Source organism: Bacillus sp. MYb56 (assembly GCF_002976445.1).
Taxonomy (GTDB): Bacteria; Bacillota; Bacilli; order Bacillales; family Bacillaceae_G; genus Bacillus_A; species Bacillus_A mycoides.
In genome coordinates this window covers 306,252-322,907 of record NZ_PCOH01000003.1, presented here as the reverse complement: position 1 = coordinate 322,907, position 16,656 = coordinate 306,252, and the positions used below count along the sequence as shown (strand labels likewise).

Here is a 16,656-nt window from a genome sequence, read left to right as displayed (position 1 = left end):
TGTAACAGTACATTGTAATATTCATAGTAGAAAAGGGGTTCTGTATATGAAGAAATTGTTAAGTGTATTGGTAACTATTACTGTGATGGCAATAGCGAGCTATAGTCTTATGAAAGTACTATTATATTATGCGAATAAGTCTGCTGGAGTAAATACAGTAGCACAAATAGAAGAGGTGCAAGAGAAGAAGAAGACACTCGATTTTGTTCGTACGACACATGAAAGTTATAATAATTTCTTGAATTATGGCAAGGCAGAGAAATATACAGATGGGGATTGGAAACATTTTAAACAATGGTTTCAAGAGCAAGAAGCTTCTTTAAAAAATATACATAAAGAAATAAAAAATGAAAAAATAAAACGCGATGTGAATAGAAGTTATGAAATTGTAAAAAAAGGTGTGGAGCTTCAGAATATGGAGTATGTAATCTATGCTCATCGCGTATATCATGACTTGGATATACTTATAAATAAATATAAAGGTGAGACGAATGTATGGGGGTATACCGAGTTTGGAGATGGGCAGAATATACAAGTAATTGAACAAGCAATACAAACGAAGTAGTAGGCTAGCTAGAATTCTAGTTAGCTTTTTTTTGAGCACTATTAATGATGGCTAATTAAAATTTACTTAATATGTGCATTGTTCATATATTTTTCACAAAAACACCATGTTAATAGTGATTAAAATCACAATATGAATTATACAATTCAGTTAAACTAAAAACAGTTAAGGAAATAGAGGAGTGGGATACAATGTTAAGTGCAAAAACAATTGAAATCGTAAAGTCAACAGTACCGTTATTACAAGAAAAAGGCGTTGAGATTACAACGAGATTTTATCAAATTTTATTTTCGGAACATCCGGAGTTATTGAATATTTTCAACCATACGAACCAGAAAAAAGGAAGACAACAACAAGCATTAGCAAATGCTGTTTATGCAGCTGCAATGTACATTGATAATTTAGAAGCTATTATTCCAGTTGTAAAACAAATTGGTCATAAGCATAGAAGTTTAGGTATTAAAGCAGAGCATTATCCAATAGTAGGTACATGCTTACTACGAGCGATTAAAGAGGTCGCAGGCGCACCTGATGAAGTTTTAAATGCATGGGGAGAAGCGTATGGCGTCATTGCTGATGCATTCATTAGCATTGAAGCGGGTATGTATGAAGAAGCTGCACATAAAGAAGGTGGATGGAAAGATTTCCGCAACTTTGTGATTGTTAAAAAAGTGAAGGAAAGCGACGTTGTTACATCATTTTATTTAAAACCTGAAGATGGCGGGAAAGTTTCTTCATTCATCCCAGGACAATATGTAACGATTCAAATAAATATTAAAGGTGAGACATATACACATAATCGTCAATATAGCTTGTCTGATGCTCCAGGAAAAGAATATTATCGTATTAGTGTAAAGAAAGAAAAAGGTGTAGATACACCAGATGGTAAAGTATCTAATTACTTACATGATCATGTAGGGGAAGGGGATGTCTTACCAGTAAGTGCACCAGCGGGAGATTTCGTATTAAATATGGAGTCAACATTACCTGTTGTACTAATTAGTGGTGGAGTAGGTATTACACCGATGATGAGTATGTTAAATACGTTAATTGAACAAGAATCAAAGCGTAATGTATGCTTTGTTCATGCGGCGATAAATAGTAATACACATGCGATGAAAGAGCATGTTGAGACAGTAGAAAAAGAGTATGAACAAGTTAAAGCATATACTTGCTATTCTTCACCGACAGAGCAAGATGTGGAAATGAAGAATTTTGATCAAGAAGGATTCATTGAACGTGAATGGTTACAAACTATTATTCCAACAACTGAAGCAGAATTTTATTTTTGCGGTCCAGTACCATTTATGAAGCATATAAATGCTGCATTAATTGATTTGGGTGTTAAACAAGAGAACATTCATTATGAATTTTTCGGTCCCGCAGCAAGCTTACAATAGATTAATGTTGCCAAGCAAAAAACGAGGTATTATTTTACCTCGTTTTTTGCTTGTTCTCTTAATAAGCGATTAACTGTTTCGCGGCGTACACCTATGAGCTGACCAATTTCAGTTTGTGTTAATATTTCATAAATAGGGATGTCACCTAAATATAAGGTGAACCACTCTTGTAAACGATGAAGGCGCTCTTTAGGAGAGACAGTTGTCAATTGATCGATACGCTGTTGCATCATTCTTAACTTCGATTGTAATTGTATAGCGATATTTTCATATGATGCAGGATTTGCCTGAAGTTTGTCGTACCATTCATTGCTAATTATAGGCTCGACTTCTGTTTTCATTAAAGCGATAGCTGTACCGTGATATTCCTTCGGTGAAATTAAAGAATGGTGAGGTATCGTTTCACCAGGAACGATAATATTAAATAAAAATGGTGTTCCGTCTTCTTCTAACCGAATCACTTTTAATAAACCTGTTTTTATAAAATATAATGGACCGTCCTCACCTTGACGGAATAATACATCTCCCTTATGTAGAATCAATGTTAGCCCCCCATTAAAACATTTCTATTTCTTATATTTTAGCGTATATGTATAAAGACAATATGCTTTTTAAACAGCAATTTCATTGACGAAATGTATGCTATTACAGTAGTATACTATTTAGTGTGTAATAGTACTAGCAATGAATACGCTGTAGGGGGTTTAGTATATTGTTAGATGCGATGAAGATGACGGATATGAGAATTCCGGCGAATGCTATCATTCATGTGGAAGAGATGAAAGGTGGAGTCGTTTTATCCGTTGAAATAGACGGCCAAATTATTTATACGATGGCTTATGATGAAGAAACAGATAGTTATGCTGAATTATATGATCGAAACGATAAGAGGGCGTGCCAGGTACATGAAGACTTTATGGGATGGTCACTTCTTCACTAAAAAGATGTCAATATGACATCTTTTTTTATTGAATCGATAGATTATACAAAGAAATGAAATATAAGGATAAAATTTGTAATAAATGATTTTGCATTGTTAGCGCTTTGTAACTGTAAGATAACTGTTTTTTCGCTATCATAAAGATAACAGTCATAGCTATAGGAGTGATCAACTTGAAGAAATTACATATTTCAAATTTTATGTTATTAAGTGTTTGTTTAGTTTTATTTGTTCTCCTAGGAGCCTTTTTATATTCATGTGTATAAGAAAAAACGCATTCTAGAAAGAACGCGTTATAAAAATGAAGTAATGATTAATCTAGTTCCAAGAATAATTAATGTGATACGTAATAAATTAATTACTGCATTACCGCTTAATTTTGTGTTAATATAAGCCCCGATTTTTCCGCCAATCCATGCACCAGGAATAAGAATTAATGCATAAGCCCAGCTGACATTTCCTAGAGAGATGTGAGTTAAAGAACTTACAATTGCTGAGAGAAATACGATAAACATTGAAGTTGCTACAGCAATGTGTGCTGGGAACGCAAAAAGGAGCATCATCGCTGGCACAAGTAAGGCACCACCACCGATTCCAAATAATCCGGATATAAATCCAACTATAAAGGCAATAAAGATAGCGAGAAATGGTGGAAATTGATAGTCTACAGTATTTCCTTCGTTATCTGTAAAAGATCGCTTAATTACAGTCATATTTGATAGGGAAAGAGGTTTCAATTTGTCTCGTAGTATAAGAAGAATGGAGACGAATATAAGAAAAATCCCAAAGTATAAAGAAAATGTATCTTGGTTTAAAAATTTGTTTGCCCATGATCCGATAATACCACCAGGGCCACTCCCGATAAATAAAATAAGTCCACTTTTATAATCTACCCGTTTATGTTTCATATAAGTAAGGGTAGAAGCCAGCCCTGTAAAAACGACTGTTACCATAGAAGTTCCTACTGCGAGTTGTGGTGATAAACTGTGTAATCCAATTAATAACGGAACGATAATAATTCCGCCTCCAAGTCCGACTAGGCTCCCAACTGTCCCGGCGATTAATCCGATGAAAAGTAACATGATGTATTCCAAAATTGCCAACTCCTCTATATAACTTATCCATCAATCATTATACACGCTTTTTAATAAGAAATAGGCTTGTTCACAAAAAAGTCGTCTTCCTAGAAAAATAAGGAAGACGACTTTTGATTAAAAGATTAAGTGTAATAAGTAGTAAAATAATGCAGCTAAAGAAGCTGAAATAGGAAGTGTAATAACCCATGTAATTAACATGCGTTTTGCAGTTCCCCATTTTACACCTTTCACGCGATGTGAAGCACCAACTCCTAAAATAGAAGAAGAGATAACGTGCGTCGTACTAACCGGTAAGTGAATAAATGTTGCGCCGAAAATAACAAGTGATGATGATAAATCGGCAGCTACACCATTTACAGGACGAATTTTCATAATTTGTCCACCGACAGTTTTAATAATTTTCCAACCACCGACAGAAGTACCAAGACCCATTGCGATTGCACAAGATAATTGTACCCAGAAAGGGATATCGCCAGAAGTATGATAGTTATTGGCCATAAGAGCCATCGTAATGATTCCCATTGCTTTTTGTGCATCATTCGTACCGTGCGTATAAGCTTGTAATGCAGCGGTGAAAATCTGGAATATACGGAAGTTCTTGTTCGTTTTCGTTAAGTTAAAGTTTTTAAATACCACTTTAAAAATACTATATACGATGTAACCAATAACAAAAGCGATGATCGGTGAAATGATTAAAGCTTCAAGAATTTTTATAAACCCTTTATAGTTTAATGCGCTAATACCAGCAGCAGCAATTGCTGCACCAGCGATTGCGCCAATGATTGCATGCGAAGAACTACTTGGAATGCCATAGTACCAAGTGATCAAATTCCAGACTATTGCCGCAAGCAAAGCAGCTAAAATTACAAGAGAACCATTTTGCAAAGCAAACGGGTCAACAATATCTTTTGTAATCGTTTTTGCTACACCTGTAAATGTCATCGCACCTAAAAAGTTCATAATAGCTGCCATAACAATTGCATGTCTAGGCTTTAGAGCTTTCGTTGAAACAGCCGTTGCAATAGCGTTTGCTGTATCGTGAAATCCATTGATAAAGTCAAAAGCTAAAGCGCAAATGACTACTAAAACGGTCAGTATCAAGAGTGTATCCATGATCAAACTCCTTACGCGTTCTTCATAATGATTGTTTCTAATACGTTTGCAACGCTTTGACAGCTATCAGCTACTTCTTCAAGCTCTTCGTAAATCTCTTTAAATTGAATAATCTTAATCGGATCTTTCTCACGAGAGAATAAGTGCTTAATCGCATGACGGCGAATATCATCACATTGTGACTCGTAATCCTTAATCTTGATCGCATTTGTACGAATATCGACTAATTTCTTTTTAGAAAGTAGTTCAACAGAATTTGCAATCTCAATCGCACATTGATTAATTGCTTCAACGAATTTAATCATGTATTCATCAGCTTCTGTAATAGAATACATTTCGAATAGACCAGCACTGTGATCTAATCCGTCTAATACATCATCCATACTCATTGCAAGTTGTAGGATGTCTTCACGTTCAATAGGAGTAATAAACGCTTTGTTTAGCTCCATAATGATTTCGTGAATGAATGAGTCACCTTTTGACTCATACTCTTTCATGCGCATAGAAAACTCTTTTAAATCGCTAGCATTTTTAATTTTATACTCCACGAAAAACTGCGCGCCTTCTTTTAAATTTTCGGAAACGTTCATAAGCATTTCAGAAAATTTATCTTTTTTTGATTTAAAGACCATTATTGTTACCCCCACAAAAGTAATATATGTAAAATATATTGGCTAATCAATTCTAACAAAAAACTGTCGTTTTTTAAAACATTTTATCGAAAAGTTTACAAAAACTTAACAAAACTCTCATTGTTGTATTAATAATATTAATACTCAACAATGAATATCTTACTTGTAGAATGTCCTTTTCTTGCAAAAAGTATGAATGTGAAAGAAAAGCTTTACACTATAGGAACGACTACGTTATTATAATAAATTTAAAAGGAGGTATATTCTTCCTTTTAAAAAAAAGAGTGTAAACAAATGAAGGAAGTGAACCAATGAAATTGAAGAACACTCACTTTAAAAAAACGCTTGAGTGGTTCAATAAGAGGAAGAAACTACGCAATTCATTAATTGTATTGGGAAGTTTACTTGCTACTCTATTTATTGTTGTAAATATAATAATTTCCATTCAAGATATATCTGAATTAAAACAAGCTGTTCCACAACCGACTTTAATTTATGATGCAAATAATGAAGTTGCGACTAAATTAGCTTCTTCTAAAACAGAAGGGGTCAAAAGGAAAGATATTCCTGATATTATGGTTCAAGCAATTGTTGCAGTAGAAGATAAGGAATTTTTTAGTCATCATGGTATTTACTATAGTGGAATTATAAGTGCTGTATTTAAGAACATTACAGCCGGTGAAGTTGTGGCAGGTGGTAGTACAATTACACAACAACTTGCGAAAAATGTATTTTTAACGCAAGACCGTACATTCTCGCGTAAAATAAAGGAATATTTTCTAACGAAAAAAATAGAACGTACTTATACGAAAGATGAAATTGTTGAAATGTATATGAATCAAATTTATTTTGGTGAAGGTGCTTGGGGGATAAAAAGAGCAGCTAAATCTTATTTTGATAAAGAAGTAAAAGACTTAACGATTTCAGAAGCTGCAACGATTGCAGGATTAATTAAAGCGCCATCTGCGTATTCGCCGTATAAAAACTTTAATAAATCAATTGAAAGACGTAATGTCGTATTAGGTTTAATGAAGGAGCAAGGATATATTTCTGAAGAACAATATAATCAGGAGAAAGAATCAGGTCTTGTATTACGACGTGGTGTTGACGATAAATATAAGGGAAAATATTCTCAATACGTAGATTATATTGTTAGAGAAGCGATGGACAAGTATGAATTAACACAAAATGAAATTTTAGCAGGTGGCTATCGTATTTATACGGAACTTGACTCGAAAAAACAACAAGCGGTTGAAGATGCTGTGAATAATGATAGTTATTTTAAAGATAGTGGCTCAGATCAGCTTATGCAAACTGGAGTGGTCCTTATGAATCCAAAAACTGGCGGTGTTCCGGCTTTAGTTGGAGGCAGAGGTCCTTATCAATTTTTACAGTTTAATCATGCAACACAATTAAAAAGACAGCCAGGTTCAACGTTAAAGCCTCTTGCAGTGTATGTACCAGCGTTAGAACAAGGATATGAAGTATACGATGTCTTAAAAGATGAACCGTTTAATATTAAAGAATATGCACCACAAAATAGTGATCATACGTTCCATGGTAATGTGACGATGTATGAAGCGGTGGCAAAGTCATATAATGTTTCAGCAGTTTGGCTATTAGAGAAAATTGGATTAGATAAAGGATTGAAATCTTTAGAGCGGTTTGGTATTCCATTAGAGCCTGAAGACCATACGTATCCGATTGCTTTAGGAGGTATGCATGTAGGGACTTCACCATTTGTAATGGCTCAAGCGTATAGCGCACTTGCAAATGATGGTGTCCAAGTAGAAGCTCATGCCATTAGAGAAATCCAAAATGCGGAAGGGAAAACAATTGGAAAATGGTATAAGAAAGAAACTCGTGTGACGAACGAGAAAGTTGCCCAAAAGATGACATACTTATTAAAAGGTGTTATTGAAAGGGGAACAGGTGAAAAAGCGAAAGTTAATAATATCGATACCGCAGGCAAGACAGGGACTACCCAGCTTGTAAATGGACCAAGCACTGGTGCGAAGGATTCGTGGTTTGTTGGATACACACCGGATTTAGTAGGTGCGATTTGGGTAGGGTATGATAAAACGGATAGTGAGCATTATGTGCCAGGAGGCAGCCAAATTACAACGACAATGTTCCGGGATATTATGAAGAAAGCGAATGGAAATCCAACTCAAAAGGCATTTCAGTTATCACTAATACCTGAGGCGGATTATACAAAACAATTAAAAACGATTGAGGAAGAAAAACGAAGGAAAGAAGAAGAGAAAAAACGAAAAGAAGAGGAACAACAAAGAAAAGAACAGCAAAGTGAATGGATAGATAAAGTGAAAGAGTGGATTCCATTTTGGTAAAAAAAGAGGCGAATAACGAGTTCGCCTCTTTTTTATGAGAAATGAGCGGTTTTATCTCGGTTCAAAATGTGGCAACAGAAAAGAAGTTAGGTGAGAATCGAGCTGCCTATAAAAATTTGATGGGTTTAACTTAATAATCCGTGGGGATGGGAAAAGCGCCACGGATTAAAGCTTCAGTTTATTTATTTAGCGTAACATTGGTCCTACCGAAGGATTGAGAATCATACGTGACGGTTATTATTCCTTTACTAATGGGTTCATATGGCAATTCCTCTTCAAAATTTCCAGTATTTTCATTATGGATAGAGAGTGTTATTTCATCAACGTCTTTATTTTTATATTGATCTTTAATCGTTTCAGCGATTTGAAGTAGGTTTTCATAACTAGAAGCTTCTGTAATAAGCATTCCTTTTATAACTTTTTTTTCATTTTGTGTGGAAGAGGAATACGGGATGTTGTTTTGTTTTGTATACAGAAGTTCGTATGGAATTGTTTTTCTTTCTGCTTTTGAAACATTTGAATAGTTTAGAGTTAAAAGAAACCCTATACATAAAATTATGCATACCATAAGAACAAACCAAAAACGTGTCAGTGATATAATTCGCATTGTCATCCCTCTTTCATGTCTTTGTCTTCACTATTCATCATACAAAAAGAGGATTAAGCTAGAGTAAATTTGAAGTAAAGAAACGTAAAGAAGGAGCACTTATCCTCCAAAATAAGTGCTCCTTTTTATTAAAAGAAAGATTTAACATACAATCAAAATAATACAAATTACTATAAATCAAACATTCTTGGTCGTTCAAAAATAAAATGAAAACTAAAATTAGTAAATTCGGAAGACTGATAGTGTAGCTGTTGTGTCACCAGTGTTAGGGATGGAAATAGTATTTACTGTAGGTTGTACAGAGATTGTTGTACCAACTGTTAAAGTAACAATTGTGGAGAAAGAAACCGCACTACCGATAACGTTAGTTGAAAAATTACGAGTAGGTGGTTGACCGTTGAATGAAATACCGAATCCAAATGGTGAAGAACCCGGGAAGGTTGTAGATGCTGAGAAACTAATATCGTATACTCCTGTTTCTAAAATAGTTAAAGTATCTGAAGTGTCATTAAAAATGAGATTATTTAGTTCGAAAACTTGATTAAATTGGATATTCGTTCCAGGTGATATAGTTTGTGGATTAGAATTTCCTATTGCTGCTATAGTTACAGGGAGTGGTGTGCCCGACGGTCCAGTAGCGCCAGTAGCACCAGCCGGACCTAATGATTAATTCGTTCATAGTTCGCTTTAGGTAAAATTGGAATAGAAATAGTGAAAGTTGTACCGTTTTGATTACTAGACATTTTTAATGTACCGTTATGATTTTGAATAATTTTCTTCGTTACTGACAAGCCCAGTCCTGTTCCTGAATCTTTTGTTGAGAAGAATGGATCAAAGATATATTCTTGAATAGCTGGAGGAACCCCAGTTCCGTTATCTGTGAAAGTAATCCGAACAAAGTTATCTAGGCGATAACTAGAGATTTGAATGGAAAGAGGTCTTTCGCCTCGAGCATCGATAGCATTTTGAAATAAATTTAAAAAAACTTGCACAAGTTCATGACGATCGATATTGACAAGTACACCATCTAATTCCGTAGAAAATTCATAGTCAATAGAAATGTTGTGTAAAAAAACTTCACTAGCAAGTAGTTGTTGAATATATTCGCGTAAAAACGTATTGATGGGAAAAGGTTCTCTAGTAAATTCACGTGTTTTTGAAATGGCTAAAAATTTTGTGATAATACTATTTGCACGATCTAGTTCAGGAATGAGTAGACTTTTAAACAATTCTTTATTGGATGGAGAAACGTTATCTTGTAGAAATTGCAAGTATCCACGTACCGTTGTAAGGGGATTTCGTACTTCATGAGCAATCCCAGCTGCGATTCGTCCTGCTAATGAAAATTTTTCTGCATCACGTTCTGTGTTTAAATAATGGAAGACACTAATAACTCTAAAAATCTCTCCGTTATAATCCCGAATAATTCGATTGTTTAAAATACCATAGTTTTTGTCTAACACTTCTTCATTATATATTTCTGTTCCTGTTCTTAATGTTTCAATCGCTTTAATTTGTTCTTCTGGCAAGTTTAGTAATTGTTGAATTGGCTTTCCAATTATATCATTTCGTACTACATCAAAATCATCTGCTGCAGCTTGATTACATAAAGTTATATTTCCTTTACTATCAACAAAGGTGACATGATGTGAAAAAGCATCAAAAATATGAACAAAGTATGTTTCAAGTTGTTCAAATAAAAATAATGAATCGCAAGTAAGTTGAAAATCAGCCTTTTTATTCTCTTTTTGTATGTTTTGAATGGAATGAGTCGTTCTCGTTTTCTTTATTTGTAAACCAATATGTGGATTCTTGTATGTGAAATGATGTGGTAATTGATTCACAAGCTCTTCATATAACCGCACTTTATTTTCTAGTTCTTCTATTCGTTTTTCATGAGATACAATATCATCGTTTGGAAGCATAAATAAATAACCCCTCAATTTAAAAATTCTTCCATTTAGTATATCATATTTTTATACGGATACTCTTAAAGAAGGGGCTACTTAATGAAATTGATTAGCTGAAATGTCCGGGAAGTGAGTAGAATGGATAGAAGGTGAAGTTAAAAAGGGAGGGATATATTTGCTTTTCATTGGAGTGACAGGGTGGGGAGATCATGATTCTTTATATATAAATCCCTATGAAAATAGAAATAAATTGCGAACTTATAGTGAACATTTTCCCATTGTGGAAGTAGATAGTTCATTTTATGCGATACAACCTGCGCGGAATTATACAAAATGGGCGATGGAAACGCCGAAAGATTTTTCTTTTATAGTAAAAGCCTATCAAGGAATGACAGGACATATGAAAGGGGAAATCCCTTTTTCTACGTTCGATGAGATGTTTGATGTGTATAAACAATCCATTCTTCCTTTAATAGAAGCAAATAAATTAAAAATGATTTTATTTCAATATCCACCATGGTTTGATTGTAAAGTGAAAAATGTAGATTTACTTCGATACACGAAAGAAAAAATGGAAGATTTACCATGTGCAATAGAATTTCGAAATCAAACATGGTTTTATCCAGAAATGAGAGATAAGACGTTACAGTTTTTAGAAAAAGAAAACTGGATTCATACAATTTGCGATGAGCCTCAGGCTGGAATAGGATCAGTACCGCTTATATTAGAGGCAACAAACTCGGACATGGCGTTAATACGTTTTCATGGCCGAAATGTTCATGGTTGGCTGGATAAAGGAGAAAATTGGAGAGCGGTTCGCTGTTTGTATCGTTATAATAGTAAAGAATTGGCGGAATGGGTAGAACGATTAGAGCGATTGAAAAAGAAGACGAAGGATATATTTGTATTGTTTAATAATAATTCGGGCGGAGATGCAGCGGATAATGCGAAACAGCTTATGAAAATGATGAACATTACATATGGTGAGCCGAAGCCTGAGCAATTAAATTTGTTTGAATGATGATAAACAAGAAAGGCACTGTACAAACAGGGGGAATGTACAGTGCCTTTCTATATGAAAAAGAGGGGTAACAATGTTACTGAGCGTTTGGTTGATTCATCAATTGTTGGCTTCGTAATAAATGATAATGGTTATCATTATCATTGTCAATGGTTTTTCGGAAAATAAGTAAAAAACTTTTTATCCCGCTATTTGCGGCAGTAAAACTCCTACCTCAAAATTCGGCTGGAGCAAAGAAGTTAGGTGGGAGCCCTGCTGCCCGTAAACGCCCGATTGGTGAAGGCTAATAATCAGTGGGGGATGAACAAAACCCCTACTGATTAAAGTTTCACTTTATATTTTAAATAGTAATAAAAAAAGAACAGCAATTACTGCTGTTCTTTTCCATTGATGATTTGTTGTAAATCAAAAGGAGTTATCGCTTGGATAAATTCCTTTGAGATAAGTGTTTGAACGAGAGTGCTTTCAGAAATTGTAGCACCTGTTTTCTTTTCATAAGATTTCTTTAATAAATCAAGTTTTTCAGCCGTTTCTTTCGGTAATTCAATTGTTAATGTGTTCATAATTTCTCCCCCTTACTATTAGAGTACCACTACAGTATAGGAGAGACAAGACAAGAAAAGAGAATATGAAACATAAAAAAGGTTACCAAATTTACAAATGGTAACCTTTTTATGTATAAGAGTTATTAAGCAATACCGATATACTTTAAAGTTTTGGATGGAGTACTGTGATCAAAGAAGTGTTGTAAAAATGCAATATCAACACCTGATTTGTATGCACAATAGCCCCAAGTTTTTCGAAGTGTATGTGAGCTAATCCCTTCTAATCCAACTTCTTTTGCAGCTTTGTTTAAAATGTACCATGCATGTTGTCTCGTAATAGACTTTGTTCCTTTTTGAGACTTTAATAATGGTTCATTACGTTTCCAAGTTTTACGTTCTTTCATGTAGTCTTCGATTGCGTGCTGTAAGTCTTCATTTACAGCAAACCATTTATGTTTCTTTACTTTTTCATTGTAAAATAAAATGGAATGGCGAACATTTTCGTCTTCATCGATTACATCACTAACTTTTAATTGTAAGATTTCACTTACTTTTAAGCCAGAATTTACAGCTAATACGAATAATAAGCCATCACGTTTCGAAGATTGTAAAAGTATATTTTTGATAGTTTCTAATTGTTTTTCATTTTGAATAGGTTGTCCTGCTTGTTTCATTTCACGCACTCTCCTCTTTTATATGTGTAAAGGAAAGGATTAACTTGTTTCTTACTATAAAGGGAGAGTGTGAATTTCATGTGAACTCCTAGTGAAATTAAGACAAATTATTTGACTTCTTTTACTTTTTGTAAATTAAAATAAAATACAACGCTATTAGTGGTATTATACACGCCGTATTCAGCGTGATGGAGATCTAAAATGTTTTTCACAATGGATAACCCAAGGCCAGTACCTCCAGTATGACGGCTACGAGAAGCGTCTAAACGGTAGAAGCGATCCCAAATTTTTTCAAGGCTTTCTTCTGGAATAGGATTACCTGTGTTTTCAATTTTGATTTTCACTGTATCTTCCGTTTCTATAACAGAGACGTGTATTTTTTCACCATCTGGAGTATATCGAATTGCATTGCTAAGTAAGTTTACAACGACTTGCTCAATACGGCTACGATTTGCTTTAACAAATAGAGAAGAGTCAGCATGGATGTCCACTTGTAAATGTTTTTCCTCCATGCTAAATAATAATTTTGTATAGACTTGTTGAATTAATTCACCGATCGAGAATGTCGACATTTCTAGTTTGTACGTACCTGATTCTAGTTTTGCTAATTCTAACATTTCAACAATGAGCCTGTTCATATTATCTGTCTCTTCCAAAATAACATTTGTATAATATGTCGTATCTTTACTTACGCCATCTTGAATACCTTCAGCGAAGCTACGAATAACACTAAGTGGTGTTTTTAATTCATGAGATACACCAGAAATGAATTCTTTTCTCGTTTTTTCCAATTGACGTTCGCGTTCAATATCTTGTTGTAATTTTGTATTGGCAACATTTAATCGGTCGATTCGATCTTTTAAATTTACAGAGAGTGTATTAATACCACTTGATAACCCGCCAATTTCATCGTCTGCCGTAACAGGTAACTTCTCGCTAAAATCAAAGTTGGCCATTTTTTTTGTAACACGATTTATCTTAATTAATGGTTTAACAATGATTTTTGAGTAGTAGAAGGATAACAAAATAATAACGAGAAACACGATAATTAAGGCATAGACATAATAATCTTTTAAAACGAGCATCGCTTCATTAACAGGTTGTAAAGATGCTATCACAAAAGCGTAATCCTTAATTTTTCCGTTTTCCATAATAGGCTTTACAAAGACACTGTTTTTTATATTTTCCCCACTATCTAAAATATACGTGTTTAATTGATTTGAATTAGAAGTACCTTGTCTAATAGTGCTTGCAAAATATTCAACAGCTTGTAATGTTTCAAAATCATTTGCAAGGCGAACCTCAGATTTGGAAGGGATATGTAATTTAGATATCACACCGGTAAAACTGATCTGAGACGTAGTTTTATATCGATTTGTGAGTCTATTTTTAGAGGGGTTACCACTAATTGATTGAAAATCCGAATTGCCATTTTCATTTCGCCATCGATTATAATTAGTCGTCAGTTCTAGTGGCGTTATTATATTATCTTGTAAAAATCCCTCTACGTGAATCATGCCCTCTTTTTTTAAGCCTAAATTTTCGAATTTATTATATTCTTCAGGTGTTAAAAGATTATTAAGTGGGATGGAATAGGTTTTATTGTTATTAGGGTTAATTACCTCAATGTAGTAATTGTTTTCACTTTTAATAATGCCGTTAGAATCTAAAAATTGCATTTCAGCATTCGTTTTATCGTGAAATTCTTGTTTTAGCTTTCTGATTTCCTCAAAACTTTTGTCGCTTTTTTCATAATTATCTACGAATTTTTCAAAAGCCGTTTGAACGGTTTTTATTTTTTTATTAATATAAAACTTCTCTAAAAATAGAGATTGTCCAAGGAAAAAAAGGAGAAATATGATTGTAAATAAAGTTGATGTTAATAAAAATAGTTTAAAGACGATGCTTCTGTTCTTCACTGTTTCACCTCGTATGAAAAATACTGTAATATAAATGATTTCTTAATTATAACAAAGGTTACAAAAAAGTAGAGGGGATAAATCTGTCTCTCTCTAAAGTAGTTTTTTATAGAAAGTCACATAAAGAGACGGTACAGTGACTATAGAAGTATTTTAGCATAAAAAAGAACTCGCCAGACGTATGACGAGTTCTTTAGTGTACTATTGCTGAATTGCTGCATCTAAAGCGATTTCAATCATTTCGTTAAATGTAGTTTGACGCTCTTCAGATGTTGTTTCTTCACCAGTGAAGATATGGTCGCTTACTGTTAATACAGATAATGCATTTACACCATATTTAGCTGCTAATGTGTAAAGAGCAGTCGTCTCCATCTCTACTGCTAATACACCGTAATCTGCAAGTTTTTTAACCATGTCCATGCTCTCACGATAAAATACATCTGCTGTTAATACGTTACCAACACGAACGTGTAATCCTTTTTCTGTTCCAGCATCGTAGGCTTTCTTTAAAAGATCAAAGTTTGCAGCAGGAGCAAAATCAAAACCCGGGAATGTTAAGCGATTCATATTAGAATCTGTACAAGCCGTCATCGCAATAATAACGTCACGTACCTTAACATCTTTTTGAATTGCACCACATGTCCCAACACGAATTAAATTTTTCACTCCGTAGCTTTGAATTAATTCGTTTACATAAATAGAAATAGAAGGAACACCCATGCCTGTACCTTGAACAGATACACGCTTTCCTTTGTAAGTTCCAGTGAAACCTAACATGCCACGCACGTTATTATAACAAGTAACATCCTCTAAAAATGTTTCAGCAATATATTTTGCACGTAATGGATCACCAGGTAATAGAATAGATTCAGCAATTTCGCCTTGTTTTGCTTCAATATGTACACTCATGAAAAATCCTCCTTATTAATGTATTGATAGAAATCAATATCATTTGCATTATACACTACGACTCCTTTCAATTAAAATCTTTTTTATTTGTAATATGTGCAAAAGAGGAGGATTTCATAAATCATAATCTAGAATATATATTTAAGAGGTTTTGCATGGATAAAGAAAATAAAAATGGTAGGTGATATTTTGAAAAATCTTGTCATTGGGCTTATTGCACTAATCCTTATTGTGGCAGGAGGATTTTACATAAAAAAATATCAAGAAACTGTAGAAACGACCGGAGATGTTCAAGAAGTGAAATGGGATTTGAAGAATAAAGAAGGAAATGAAAAAGTCGATATTTCGTTTCAATTGCTAAATAAAATGAATAATGAAGTTCGTGGTGTGAACGATCAAATTCGAGCAGTGATAGTGGATGGGAATTTGAAAAACATACAACAAACGAAGCCTATATTTGCTGGAAATGGATCGTATAAGCTATCTTCAGATGTAGCAAAAGGTGAAGAGTACACGATATTTTTGTATGAAGATGAAAACAAGTCCATGGAATCATTTTCTAAGCAAGATTTTGGTGAAGAAAAAAAGGAGAAAAACAAGGACAAGAATAAAAAGAAACTACCTGTCGATACTGTACTTACAAAAAATATAGGAGAGCATCAAGTGTCTCTTTTATTTGGTGCATTACATCCGAATGAGGCAACGACATTAACATTTCAGTTTCAAGCGAAAAAGGGAGAAAAGCTGAAATTAAATTCAGGGAGAAGCGAAGTCAACGCGCTATATATCGTTGATGAAACGAGGGGACATTTTTTATATGCCATTCCTGTTGATACGGATGAGCAATTACAATATCGTATTACATTTCCAGAAGAAGGAACATATAAAATATGGGGGGATTTCTATATAAATGGTAAGAAGTATGAAAAGGAGTTTAGTATACAAGTGCAAAAACGAAAAAACAGCTAAGTAC

At 33.9% G+C, this 16,656-nt stretch carries 17 protein-coding genes and 1 pseudogene; 7 read left to right on the top strand and 11 right to left on the bottom strand.

All coding sequences use genetic code 11. From position 1 onward, the window contains the following. The first annotated feature begins 46 nt into the window (after positions 1-46). On the top strand, positions 47-565 hold the full coding sequence (locus CQ058_RS06450) for a hypothetical protein (RefSeq protein ID WP_002193220.1): 519 nt from the start codon (positions 47-49) through the stop codon (positions 563-565). Positions 566-756: 191 nt separating this feature from the next. Then, positions 757-1,965, top strand: a complete 1,209-nt coding sequence (gene hmpA, locus CQ058_RS06445; protein WP_002193219.1) for an NO-inducible flavohemoprotein — start codon at positions 757-759, stop codon at positions 1,963-1,965. Between the two features lie 29 nt (positions 1,966-1,994). Here the strand turns inward: hmpA and CQ058_RS06440 are convergent, their stop codons facing one another. Continuing rightward, entirely contained in the window at positions 1,995-2,507 is a 513-nt protein-coding gene (locus tag CQ058_RS06440) for a Crp/Fnr family transcriptional regulator (protein ID WP_002149445.1), read from the bottom strand. Between the two features lie 170 nt (positions 2,508-2,677). Between CQ058_RS06440 and CQ058_RS06435 the strand changes: the two genes are divergently transcribed. After that, positions 2,678-2,905 (top strand): hypothetical protein, encoded by a 228-nt coding sequence (locus CQ058_RS06435; RefSeq protein WP_000883004.1) that lies wholly within the window; start codon positions 2,678-2,680, stop codon positions 2,903-2,905. A gap of 293 nt (positions 2,906-3,198) precedes the next feature. Here CQ058_RS06435 and CQ058_RS06430 read toward each other — a convergent pair whose 3' ends face one another. The 3 genes from CQ058_RS06430 to CQ058_RS06420 all read right to left on the bottom strand — a co-directional run bounded on the left by CQ058_RS06430 (position 3,199) and on the right by CQ058_RS06420 (position 5,747). Then, positions 3,199-3,999 carry a sulfite exporter TauE/SafE family protein gene (locus tag CQ058_RS06430; protein WP_002086690.1) on the bottom strand — a complete coding sequence of 267 codons (801 nt, stop codon included), beginning with the start codon at positions 3,997-3,999 and terminating at the stop codon, positions 3,199-3,201. A 117-nt stretch (positions 4,000-4,116) separates the two neighbouring features. Further along, positions 4,117-5,115, bottom strand: coding sequence for an inorganic phosphate transporter (locus CQ058_RS06425; RefSeq protein ID WP_002030715.1), 999 nt, complete (start codon positions 5,113-5,115; stop codon positions 4,117-4,119). Between the two features lie 11 nt (positions 5,116-5,126). After that, complete coding sequence (locus CQ058_RS06420) at positions 5,127-5,747, bottom strand: DUF47 domain-containing protein (RefSeq protein ID WP_000231445.1); 621 nt, start codon at positions 5,745-5,747, stop codon at positions 5,127-5,129. Positions 5,748-6,058: 311 nt separating this feature from the next. Here CQ058_RS06420 and CQ058_RS06415 point away from each other — a divergent pair, with 311 nt between their 5' ends. After that, the gene (locus CQ058_RS06415) at positions 6,059-8,098 is read left to right on the top strand and encodes a transglycosylase domain-containing protein (protein ID WP_002193218.1); all 2,040 of its coding nucleotides are present in this window, start codon (positions 6,059-6,061) and stop codon (positions 8,096-8,098) included. 178 nt (positions 8,099-8,276) lie between these two features. Here CQ058_RS06415 and CQ058_RS06410 read toward each other — a convergent pair whose 3' ends face one another. The 3 genes and pseudogenes from CQ058_RS06410 to CQ058_RS06405 all read right to left on the bottom strand — a co-directional run bounded on the left by CQ058_RS06410 (position 8,277) and on the right by CQ058_RS06405 (position 10,630). After that, on the bottom strand, positions 8,277-8,705 hold the full coding sequence (locus CQ058_RS06410) for a hypothetical protein (RefSeq protein ID WP_002168802.1): 429 nt from the start codon (positions 8,703-8,705) through the stop codon (positions 8,277-8,279). A 219-nt stretch (positions 8,706-8,924) separates the two neighbouring features. Beyond that, positions 8,925-9,365, bottom strand: a pseudogene (locus CQ058_RS31465) (Gly-Xaa-Xaa repeat protein); the annotation flags it as partial. After that, on the bottom strand, positions 9,365-10,630 hold the full coding sequence (locus CQ058_RS06405; RefSeq protein WP_002193217.1) for an ATP-binding protein: 1,266 nt from the start codon (positions 10,628-10,630) through the stop codon (positions 9,365-9,367). The pseudogene CQ058_RS31465 and the gene CQ058_RS06405, both read right to left, overlap by 1 nt. Positions 10,631-10,790: 160 nt before the next feature. On the opposite strand from CQ058_RS06405, the gene CQ058_RS06400 reads away from it, so the two are divergent. After that, entirely contained in the window at positions 10,791-11,636 is an 846-nt protein-coding gene (locus tag CQ058_RS06400) for a DUF72 domain-containing protein (RefSeq protein ID WP_002086674.1), read from the top strand. Positions 11,637-11,678: 42 nt separating this feature from the next. After that, complete coding sequence (locus CQ058_RS32235; protein WP_001117482.1) at positions 11,679-11,804, top strand: hypothetical protein; 126 nt, start codon at positions 11,679-11,681, stop codon at positions 11,802-11,804. A 200-nt stretch (positions 11,805-12,004) separates the two neighbouring features. Here the strand turns inward: CQ058_RS32235 and CQ058_RS06395 are convergent, their stop codons facing one another. The 4 genes from CQ058_RS06395 to deoD form a co-directional block, all read right to left on the bottom strand. After that, the gene (locus CQ058_RS06395; protein ID WP_002011737.1) at positions 12,005-12,199 is read right to left on the bottom strand and encodes a DUF3924 family protein; all 195 of its coding nucleotides are present in this window, start codon (positions 12,197-12,199) and stop codon (positions 12,005-12,007) included. A 125-nt stretch (positions 12,200-12,324) separates the two neighbouring features. Next, the gene (locus CQ058_RS06390) at positions 12,325-12,855 is read right to left on the bottom strand and encodes a tyrosine-type recombinase/integrase (RefSeq protein ID WP_000806230.1); all 531 of its coding nucleotides are present in this window, start codon (positions 12,853-12,855) and stop codon (positions 12,325-12,327) included. A 107-nt stretch (positions 12,856-12,962) separates the two neighbouring features. After that, the gene (locus CQ058_RS06385; RefSeq protein WP_002030723.1) at positions 12,963-14,774 is read right to left on the bottom strand and encodes a sensor histidine kinase; all 1,812 of its coding nucleotides are present in this window, start codon (positions 14,772-14,774) and stop codon (positions 12,963-12,965) included. 201 nt (positions 14,775-14,975) lie between these two features. After that, entirely contained in the window at positions 14,976-15,683 is a 708-nt protein-coding gene (gene deoD, locus CQ058_RS06380) for a purine-nucleoside phosphorylase (protein WP_000110704.1), read from the bottom strand. 174 nt (positions 15,684-15,857) lie between these two features. Between deoD and CQ058_RS06375 the strand changes: the two genes are divergently transcribed. Continuing rightward, positions 15,858-16,652 (top strand): hypothetical protein, encoded by a 795-nt coding sequence (locus CQ058_RS06375; RefSeq protein ID WP_002193215.1) that lies wholly within the window; start codon positions 15,858-15,860, stop codon positions 16,650-16,652. Positions 16,653-16,656: the final 4 nt, after the last annotated feature.